The sequence below is a fragment of the Blautia sp. HCP3S3_D9 genome (genome assembly GCF_052063845.1).
Taxonomy (GTDB): Bacteria; Bacillota; Clostridia; order Lachnospirales; family Lachnospiraceae; genus Blautia_A.
The window spans coordinates 1-9354 of record NZ_JBQHWS010000132.1; the positions used below are offsets into that span (position 1 = coordinate 1).

Annotated in this window: 12 protein-coding genes and 1 pseudogene; 2 read left to right on the forward strand and 11 right to left on the reverse strand. The window is 40.4% G+C overall.

The window, feature by feature from the left end; all coding sequences use genetic code 11:
- Nucleotides 1-100: 100 nt before the first annotated feature.
- Nucleotides 101-427, forward strand: coding sequence for a hypothetical protein (locus ACTNES_RS17360; protein WP_291816460.1), 327 nt, complete (start codon nt 101-103; stop codon nt 425-427).
- A 53-nt stretch (nt 428-480) separates the two neighbouring features.
- Here the strand turns inward: ACTNES_RS17360 and ACTNES_RS17365 are convergent, their stop codons facing one another.
- The 9 genes and pseudogenes from ACTNES_RS17365 to ACTNES_RS17405 all read right to left on the reverse strand — a co-directional run bounded on the left by ACTNES_RS17365 (nt 481) and on the right by ACTNES_RS17405 (nt 7740).
- On the reverse strand, nt 481-1455 hold the full coding sequence (locus tag ACTNES_RS17365; protein ID WP_291805607.1) for a sugar-binding transcriptional regulator: 975 nt from the start codon (nt 1453-1455) through the stop codon (nt 481-483).
- A gap of 179 nt (nt 1456-1634) precedes the next feature.
- Nucleotides 1635-1775 (reverse strand): annotated as a pseudogene (gene araD, locus ACTNES_RS17370) (L-ribulose-5-phosphate 4-epimerase); the annotation flags it as partial.
- A gap of 10 nt (nt 1776-1785) precedes the next feature.
- Complete coding sequence (locus ACTNES_RS17375) at nt 1786-3198, reverse strand: PTS ascorbate transporter subunit IIC (RefSeq protein ID WP_300333849.1); 1413 nt, start codon at nt 3196-3198, stop codon at nt 1786-1788.
- Nucleotides 3173-3427: a hypothetical protein gene (locus tag ACTNES_RS17380; protein ID WP_320813682.1), complete on the reverse strand. Its 255-nt coding sequence runs from the start codon at nt 3425-3427 to the stop codon at nt 3173-3175. The genes ACTNES_RS17375 and ACTNES_RS17380 overlap by 26 nt, the downstream gene beginning before the upstream one ends.
- A gap of 67 nt (nt 3428-3494) precedes the next feature.
- Nucleotides 3495-3965, reverse strand: a complete 471-nt coding sequence (locus ACTNES_RS17385) for an FGGY family carbohydrate kinase (RefSeq protein ID WP_441040213.1) — start codon at nt 3963-3965, stop codon at nt 3495-3497.
- Nucleotides 3966-4045: 80 nt separating this feature from the next.
- Nucleotides 4046-5149 carry an L-ascorbate 6-phosphate lactonase gene (gene ulaG, locus ACTNES_RS17390; protein ID WP_441040214.1) on the reverse strand — a complete coding sequence of 368 codons (1104 nt, stop codon included), beginning with the start codon at nt 5147-5149 and terminating at the stop codon, nt 4046-4048.
- Nucleotides 5150-5496: 347 nt separating this feature from the next.
- Entirely contained in the window at nt 5497-6342 is an 846-nt protein-coding gene (locus tag ACTNES_RS17395) for an L-ribulose-5-phosphate 3-epimerase (RefSeq protein ID WP_441040215.1), read from the reverse strand.
- Nucleotides 6343-6454: 112 nt separating this feature from the next.
- A complete protein-coding gene (locus ACTNES_RS17400; protein WP_025579331.1) occupies nt 6455-6826 on the reverse strand; it encodes a hypothetical protein in 372 nt (123 codons plus the stop codon).
- A gap of 131 nt (nt 6827-6957) precedes the next feature.
- Complete coding sequence (locus ACTNES_RS17405) at nt 6958-7740, reverse strand: ZIP family metal transporter (RefSeq protein ID WP_291805593.1); 783 nt, start codon at nt 7738-7740, stop codon at nt 6958-6960.
- 164 nt (nt 7741-7904) lie between these two features.
- Here ACTNES_RS17405 and ACTNES_RS17410 point away from each other — a divergent pair, with 164 nt between their 5' ends.
- A complete protein-coding gene (locus ACTNES_RS17410; protein ID WP_368208493.1) occupies nt 7905-8003 on the forward strand; it encodes a DUF6783 domain-containing protein in 99 nt (32 codons plus the stop codon).
- On the opposite strand, the gene ACTNES_RS17415 is transcribed toward ACTNES_RS17410, so the two are convergent.
- Together ACTNES_RS17415 and ACTNES_RS17420 are read right to left on the reverse strand one after the other, a co-directional pair.
- Complete coding sequence (locus ACTNES_RS17415) at nt 7982-8365, reverse strand: CHY zinc finger protein (RefSeq protein WP_081018833.1); 384 nt, start codon at nt 8363-8365, stop codon at nt 7982-7984. The genes ACTNES_RS17410 and ACTNES_RS17415 overlap by 22 nt on opposite strands.
- Nucleotides 8349-8933 carry a biotin transporter BioY gene (locus ACTNES_RS17420; protein WP_022381192.1) on the reverse strand — a complete coding sequence of 195 codons (585 nt, stop codon included), beginning with the start codon at nt 8931-8933 and terminating at the stop codon, nt 8349-8351. Before ACTNES_RS17420 ends, ACTNES_RS17415 begins: the two co-directional genes overlap by 17 nt.
- Nucleotides 8934-9354 lie beyond the last annotated feature (421 nt).

The following is a 9354-nucleotide window of genomic DNA, read 5'->3' on the forward strand; positions in this document are numbered from 1 at the left end:
GCCGGTAGGGAATCTCAGCTGATGCTGATCACCACAACCCCGAAGAATTTTCTTTTATCTGCATCTGATTAAAGAATTGAAAGAGAAAAGAGGAATCATTATGTATCAGACATTATGGAATTCTATTAATAAACAGGTAAAAGACTCACATGCTTCCGCAGCTTTTCTGGCTGTTTCACTTATCGGATGGACAACGATCGGTCTTCTGGCAGGATTTTTGATCTGCATGATCGGCGGTATGTCCTTCGTTACAAAGATAACCGTTGTCCTTTGCAGTGGCGGATATACAGGACTGATTCTTGGTTTCTTTGGCGGTATTTTATATCTGTACAGATCAGAACCCCGTCATTTGGCTGACGCCACCCCTTCACAGTTTTCCACTACTTCTAAAATATCTCTCAACACCAAGACAGCTGCCCGATCATAAATCGGACAGTTGTTTTGCTACATTCTTACTTATAATACCGGCTTTTTATAAACTTAACGATACCCTTCCAGCAATTTCTCTCCACAGGCAGAATCAATGATCAGCGTATTAATAAAACCACCTCGCAAAGCGCCTGCAACAGCAGCTGCTTTTGCTTCTCCATAAGCAACACAGACTACATTTTTACACCTCTCCAGATCATCATACCCAATTCCTATCATTCTGTCATTTAAGGAAGTATTGATTTCTTTCCCATTGATATCATAGAAATGACCGCCAATATGTCCAATCGCTCCTTTATTTCCCAGAAGATGAAAAGTGCTTTCCCCAAGGTAATTCTCCCAGGTTTTATATTCCACAGAACCGACACTTGTCAGAATTACATCTGCATTCTGTGCAAGCTGCAGAGCTGTTTTAATGGTATCATCCTGAACAAGGATTTCTTTTAATTCTTTATTTTTCACAAAAAGAGGGGCATAGATATACTGATATGTTCCACCGTATGCAGAAGCCAGGTCTTTTGCCAGATCCATGGCATCCCGTTCCGGACGTTTCACATTTGAGGCACCCATAATCGGAACCACTGTAATAGGAATATTTTTCTTATTATTTGCATCAATATATTTCACTATATGATAAAGGGTATTTCCCCAAGAAATTCCTACTACCATCTTTTCTTTAACAACAGAATCCAGATAATATGCAGAAACTTCTGACAGGCGGCTGGTAATCTGCTCCTTGCTGATATCTCTTGAGGAAACAACTCTTACTGTTTTGACACCGTAAGTCTGCTGAATTTCTTTTTCCAGATTCAGGTCACGTTCCCAGGGTTCTTTAATGGAAATTTCTACAATACCGAGTTCTCTTGCTTCTTTCAGCATTCTGGAAATTTTGGATCTGGATGTATACATCCTGTCTGCAATTTCGTTTTGTGTCATTTCTGAATTGTAATATAAATTCGCTACCGTGGCCAGAATGCTCCATTTCTCCTGGACAGTCATATTTTCATATTTTTTCATGTCTTCCATTGCTGTTCCATATCCCTTTCCATTATATCAGTATCAAAAGAGGTTTTAACTCTGACCTCATTATATTCGAAAAAAGGATAATTTGTAAAGTCTCTGCAGACTTTCACAAACTATCCTCTATTTCTGTCATTTCCATTTTTATGGTCTGACTTTTCTGATCACACGTACTATGTTACGTTTCACACATTCTGTCCGTAGTATGCATTTGCACCGTGTTTTCTATAATAATGTTTATCCTGTAATTCCTGCGGTGCAGGTTTTACCTGTGGATTGATAAGTTCGGCACGCATTGCCATTTTTGCGCATTCTTCAAGGACTACTCTGATTCATCTAAAAATAATTTTCTTTATCCGATTTTGCATACTGGATCTGCGGAACCAGAAGCATCAGTATGATAGCGATAATCGCGCCTGGAAGTCCGAGACATTTCAGCAGTGCAGAAATTCCAAGCCATACAGTCGAGAAGTCAGTTGTTCCATGCCATCCGCCGTATGGTACCAGTTCTACAAGCCATACTGTAACTGCACCCAGCAGTACCTGAATCAGACCACAGATAAATGGGATGATCATGGCTGCTTTTACACCGCCCCGTTTGTTTGCAAAAATAGCGATAATAGCGTTGTCAAAGAATACTGTAGTAAATCCCATGATAATGATAACCGGGGAATGGAACACGATGAGTCCCAGAATTGCAATCACCTGTCCTACCATTCCACAAAGAAATCCGATGGTTACTGCATTTCCCGGTGCATAGTTGAATGCAACCGCACAGTCTACTGCCGGAACTGCACCCGGAAGAAGTTTATCTGAAATTCCCTTGAATGACGCTGTCAGTTCACCTACAAAGAGCTTCACGCCCATATTTAAAATCTGAAGATATACGGTAAAATATAATGACTGAATCAGAATATATACCGGAAAAGCCGTTGTTTCTGCGAATCCACTGTCAATCTGGCGCATGAAATCTTCACCGAGGATTGCCATGATGGTTCCAAAAAACACAAGCATTAAAGTAGATGTTGCAGTAATGTTGTCCTCAAACATTTTGAGGAATCCCGGAAATTTAAGGTTTTCAATGGAGTTTTCTTTTTTTCCGAATATGTGTGCTACTTTATCCGTGATCCATACTGCAACCATCTGCTGATGCCCAATTGCAAATCTGTCTTTTCCGTCTGTAAGGTTGAGACAGGCATCTACTGTAAGATTGGAGCTGACTGCCTGATAAGTACCTACCAGCATTCCTACCAGGATCGCACCTGTAATATTTCTCAGATATGGAATAAACAGGAATACGATCCAGGTAACTGTAGTAGCCTGCTGTACCATAATGTGTCCGGTGAGAAGAAGTGTTCTCAGCTTCGTCCACTTTTTGAAAATCAGTAAAATAATGTTCCAGATAAATGCGATAAGAAGTGATGTCATTGCCCATGCAGCGGAGCAGCCAATGCTCTCTAATGCTTCATTTGCAGCATTCAGTCCGAAATACGGATCAATTACAACTGCATTTAACTGAAATCTTTCATTTAATCCAACAAGGATCGGACGGAATGTAGTGATCAGTCCGTTGGCACCTACCATCAGGATCAGGTAGCCGATCACACCCTTAAAAAATCCTCCTACACATTCATACCATTTTTTTCGCTGAAGAATATATCCAAGTAAGATGATCAAACCTACAAAAAGCTCTGCTCTTGTCAGGATATTACTTGTCAAAAAATTAAATATGGAATTCAAACCTGCCATCTTTTTGCTTCTCCCCCCACGCTCTCTTATAAATACGGTTCATCTGTGCCCTGTATCTTTCGTATTCCAGAATCTTTTTATCATCCGGAAGATAAATTTTCACTTCATCCTGACGGCTGATACACTCAAATGCTTTTTCTACATTCTCAAAAATTCCCATTGCTGTGACTGCAATCATAAGTGCACCTCTGGCTGTAGCATCTGCTTTTCCCCTGCGGATGATCTTCATACCATAGACATTGGTCTGTATGTCATTGAATGGAACGCTGTTGGAAAGACCTCCGTTGATGTAGATATCAGAGACTTACCATGAATTTGTATGTTTTTGCATAGATTTCCGGGCGTTCTTCACGAATCCACATCATCTTGGAGCCAGAAAACACCGGATTGACTCTGGAACCGCATAGAGAAAATACCTTGTCATTCAGGTTTTCCATAGATTCACAGATATGATTTGTTCTTTTATCCTGCCACATGATCGCATTACTCAGCGGACGGATATTCTCATCTACCGGAATTACAGAAGAACGCTGTGAAGTAATGGAAATTGCATTAATCTTCTCTCCCATATTCTCAGCTTCTGCTACGGACTGTTTCAAAATGCTGTATAGTGCATTTTCCCAGTCTGCCGGATTCTGTTCTACCCAACTGTTTTCCAGATAGGTTGCCTGATAGAATTCCTGTTTCTCTGTCAGACATTTTCCCTGATGTTCAAAAAGTATTCCTCGCATACTTGATGTTCCTACATCAATTACCAATACATTCATCCCAAATTTCTCCTCATATACTTTCTATTTTTCTCTCACATAATAAACCCCTTACCGACCGTCTCCAGACAATTCTGTTTTTACAGGCAGGAACGGAACGGAATATTCTGCGGTGCTTCGAAGCAGTCTTCAAATCCTCTTCTGTGGTGATAGTAAATCTTGTCCTTGTCTGCCGGGTATGTGTATTTGCCGCCTACCTGCCAGAAGAACGGATGGAATTTATATTCATTTCTGTCTTTCCTGAAATCATACAGAACCTTGATCTCATCGCAGTCTGCCTGGAAATTTGTCCATACATCCCAGTGGATCGGAACAACTACTTTACATTTCAGATTTTCTGCCATGCGAAGGATATCGATAGATGTTATCTTATCCTGCATACCGATAGGATTTTCTCCAAATGAACCGAATGCTACATCAATATCATAGTCTTTTCCGTGTTTTGCAAAGTAGATGGAGAAGTGTGAATCTCCGGAATGATAAATATTTCCGCCTGGTGTCTTTACCAGATAGTTAACTGCTTTGTCGTCCATGTCTGTCGGGCACACACCTGTAAGTTCTTCTCTGTCCGGACCTGTGGAATCTGTTGTTACGATACAGGTTCTGTCAAAGGAATCCAGCGCTACAATCTCGATGTCTTTGATCTTAATGGTGTCACCAGGTTTTACTGTGATGCAGCGTTCTGCCGGAACACCCCATTTCTGCCAGAGTTCTACAGATTTCTTTGGTCCGATAAATGGCACCGGGATTTCTTTTCCGTTTTCATCTGTAGTTGTCATTCCACTATTGATCACATGTGCCGCCCACTCCGGTGACATATGATCCTGATGATAATGTGTAGCAAGAACTGCATCAACTTTCTTAAATGCAAATGGATCAATTACAAATGGAACGTTTCTCAGATTTGGCTGCATGGCTCTTCCTCCACACATATTTGCCATCTGATGTCCGACTTTCATTTTTCCATCACCGTGTGTACGTTTTCCGTTTCCGCACCAGAGGTCAATGGTGATGTTTGTGTCTGCCGGTGTCTTGAACCATACACCTGTACATCCTAACCACCACATTGCTACATTTCCCGGTGCTACAACTTCATTTTCAATGTCTTCTACTAACCATGTACCCCATTCCGGAAAAGTACTTTCAATCCAGCTCTGTCTTGTCATTTCACTAATCTTACTCATGAATCTCTCTCCTTTTGATTATAACGTTTTTTCTCTTGTTGAGAGTATATTATCACCTGTATTTTTATATTTCAACATATTTTCATTATCTGCACAAATGTGCAATTTACATTTTTTCAGTACTTGAACATTTGTAATTTACAGATATATGGTAATCAAACAACTACTATGTTAAGGTCAATAATATTTTACACATAACTCGATATCTATAAATTTAAGCTGACATTCACAGTTGAATCAGCGGATTTATCGGGGTAATTTCCGGTGAACAAAAAAGAGAAAGAAAAGAACATCTGTCATTCTTCGCTTTCTCTTTTATTATTTGTTTATGTTTCCAACTGCTTAATTTATGCTTCTCTGTCCAAAAGTGTACGCATACTCTGATTTGCAAAACAGATATCTTCTTTCCAGTTCTCTTTTCCTACGTCCCATAATTCAGTTACGTAGCGGCGGACACCCAAGCTCCATACTGTGTTGATGATTTTTTCAAACTGTACATGGCCTGTGAGGAAAGGAACTTCGCGGAAGATTCCCGGTTTTGTTTCTTTCAGATGGAGCGCGATCAGCTTTCCTTTACCCAGAGAGAGATCTTCACATACATCGTGTTGATTCTCTACTGCTGCGTTTGTGATATTTCCTGCATCCGGGTAGATTTTCAGATATGCGGAATCTACCATGTTTACATACTGGACTGCTTTTCCGGTAGTGTTCATGAAGTTATTCTCCATGGTTTCAAATCCTACCAGAATTCCCTCGCGTTCTGCGATTTCTGCAATCTTTTTTACATTTTCCAGAAAGTATTTCTTTGTTTCTATTGTGGATTCTCCAAAGTAGATATCATATCCCGGAATCATAACTGTACGCACGCCCAGATCAACAGCAAGCTCTATGGATTTCTCTGCAATCTGCATTGCTTTCTTTCGGATTTCTTCACCCGGATCGCCCAACGCATATTTTGTCAGGGCACTTACACTCATGGAACCAATCGGAAGTCCCGCCTGAAATACAGCTTCCATAATTTCTTTTTTTTCTGCTGTATTCATGAAGATACGGTTGATTTTTTCATCTGTGGCATCTATGCACATTTCCATGTAATCATATCCACATTCTTTGGCACATTTTAATTTTTCACTCCATGATAATGTATTTCTCATGGCTTTCTCATATAATCCAATCTCATACTTTTTCATCATGCAATCTCCCTTGTATTACCCCAACACTCATTTACTTGTGATTTCGATTGCATGATAGCATTTCAGATTCTGGTTTTCAACATATTTTCATTCAATGCACATATGTGCAATTTTAACATCTTCCACAGTTTCTGCATGGATTGCATTTGGCTTTTTTTATATGCGGATACCATTCATGGATTTCCGGCAATGGATCGCCTTTTTTCCATTCTTTTACACTATAGTGATCCATAAAAAACACTTTTTCCCCAAAGTATTCTATTTCCAGTGGATAGATTGTAATTTTTTCAGGATTCATACAGCTTTGACAGATTCTGGGGGACAATATCTGATCTCCAAATGATACTGCCTGATCCATAGTAATGATCTGCATATGATTTTCGCTGATATATTCTATTTTTTGTTCTGCTGCACATGTGTATGCTGAGGGAATTTTCACTTTGTTGATCGTAAATATCCCTGCAGGAGTTTCTGCTGTTTTCATTAATCTGCCACCTCTAATTTCTGTCTATAGCGATTCTCAGAAATAAAGCATTATTTTGATGATCACTATAATCCTATACAGCTTACTATAGTACTCTCTACATATTCTGTCCATAGTGCATTATTATCTGTTTATCCAAGTGCTACATCCAGTATCATCATCAGAGAGAATCCTATGGCAAAGAAAAGGGTTCCTATGTTGGAATGTTCTCCGGCAGACATTTCGGGTATGAGTTCTTCCACTACTACATAGAGCATAGCTCCGGCAGCGAAGCTTAAAAGATATGGAAGTGCCGGAACAATGAGGCCGGCAGCCAGGATTGTGAGAACTGCACCGATAGGTTCTACAATCCCGGACAGGACTCCGCCTGCAAAGGCTTTGGTCTTTCCCATTCCCTCAGAACGCAAGGGCATGGAGATAATGGCTCCCTCGGGGAAGTTCTGAATAGCGATCCCAATAGAAAGGGCCATAGCTCCCATTATAGTAATCTGGGCGTGACCTGTTAAATAGCCTGCATATACGACTCCTACTGCCATTCCCTCCGGAATGTTATGCAAAGTTACTGCAAGAACCAGCATGGTAGTTCTCTGAAGTTTGCTCTTCGGACCTTCTGCCTTGTCACTGTTCTGGTGAAGATGCGGGATCATGTGATCCAGCAAGAGCAAAAAAAGCACCCCTATCCAAAATCCTACTGCTGCCGGTACAAATGAAAGCTTCCCCAGGCCGGAAGACTGTTCAATTGCCGGGATCAGCAGACTCCATATGGAAGCTGCAACCATAACTCCTGCTGCAAAACCGGTAAGTGCCCTTTGAATCTGTTCATTCAGATTCTTCTTCATGAAAAATACGCAGGCAGCTCCTGCAGAAGTCCCAAGAAAAGGAATCAGGACTCCATAAAATACATTTATATCCATCAATTTATTCCTCCTGTTTTTATTTGTATGCAAATAAAAGAAATATGTTCTTGTTATTTGTTTGATTCAGTTAGTCTATCCTAACTCTAATCAGTATATCAGATTTTTTGACAAATAAAAAGAGAATACAAAATTTTTTGTTATTTTGTATTCTCTACATTAGAGTGTGTTTGAAAAAGCTTTCTGCAAAATATACTGCAAAGTGGGGCGTGCAGATTGCGGAAATGTTTTTCAAAACACGTTACATAGTGCAACAGAAATAAATATTCTCATGTAAACTACATTTAGGATTAAATCCTGCATGGCAGTAAGGGCAGCTGCCTTTTTTGTATTCCTGAAGTGTAAGTTTCCTGCCGCAGTTTCCGCATAAAACAGGATAAACTTCTTCCGGTGTTGTTGCAACAAATGAATGGTCTTCCAGTTCATCGTGACAGGAATAGCATGCGTAATATTTCCTGCATTTCGCACAAAGCAATGCAGCTATATCAAGCTGTGTGTGATAGTGTGTACACCGTCCCGCTTTATCAAGTCCGATTCCGTGAATCTTTATGTTTTCCTGCTTTACCAGATTGTCTTCCGGCAGGCTATTCTTTAACCTGTTACTTTTATCAGCGGTTTCCTGCATTGTTGATTCCTTTTCTAATGGGAATTGCGATCAGTACTGCAAGAACTGTGATCACAATATCCTTTGGAATAAATGCTGTTAAGGAGTATACTGCGATTGCCGGGATGCTCATGGAGCCTCCTACAAAGTGCCACTGCAGACCACCGATTGTCTCAACGATCAGAAGTCCGATCAGTGCGAATCCGATTGAGATTGCAAGATTCTTTGTCTTGTTCTCTGTTTTCGGACGGATTCCGCAGAGCCAGGTCATGATCGGCCATGCCCAGATGTATCCTCCTGTAACTCCTACGATGCTGCTGATTCCGCCTGAGAAGTTAGCAAAGATCGGAAGACCGATGGCTCCTAACAGAACGTAAACCAGTGTTGCTGTAGTTCCAAGCCTGGAACCAAGTACTGCGCCTACAAGTGCTACACCAAATACCTGAATGGTGATCGGTACACCGGTAGGCATTGGCAGTGAAATCTGCGATATTACTGCAAGAACTGCTGCAAACATACCAACCAGTACCATTTCTCTGGTTGTAAATTTTCTCTCTGCAGCAGGGCTTTTTGCATATGACTGACTCATAATAAGACTCTCCTCTTTCCCTGTTGATGATTGATTTTGACCTTCTTTTTATATCATAGGCGAAGAGAATTGTCAACTTGTCTTCTTGTGTTTGGTTTACATTTGTAGTAAGTTAGTTACTGTTCACTCCGCTCAGCAACACGCTTCGCGGGATTGTTACCAATGAACAGTAACCAAATGATTCCCCTGATTTATAGCAATGTCAAGACAGACAAGATGAGATTTTATTGCTTTTCATATGAGAAAATTTTATAATGAATTGTAACTATAGCAATTCCATAAAAAGCTAAGTACTCTTTACTGTCATTTATTTTTCTGGTGAGGGTGAATATTATGATTTACAGAACTTATTATCTGTCTTCACTTTGAAGAATGCTGCTGGCTGCTGATGATATGGGGCTTGTGGGCGCCTGGTTTGAGG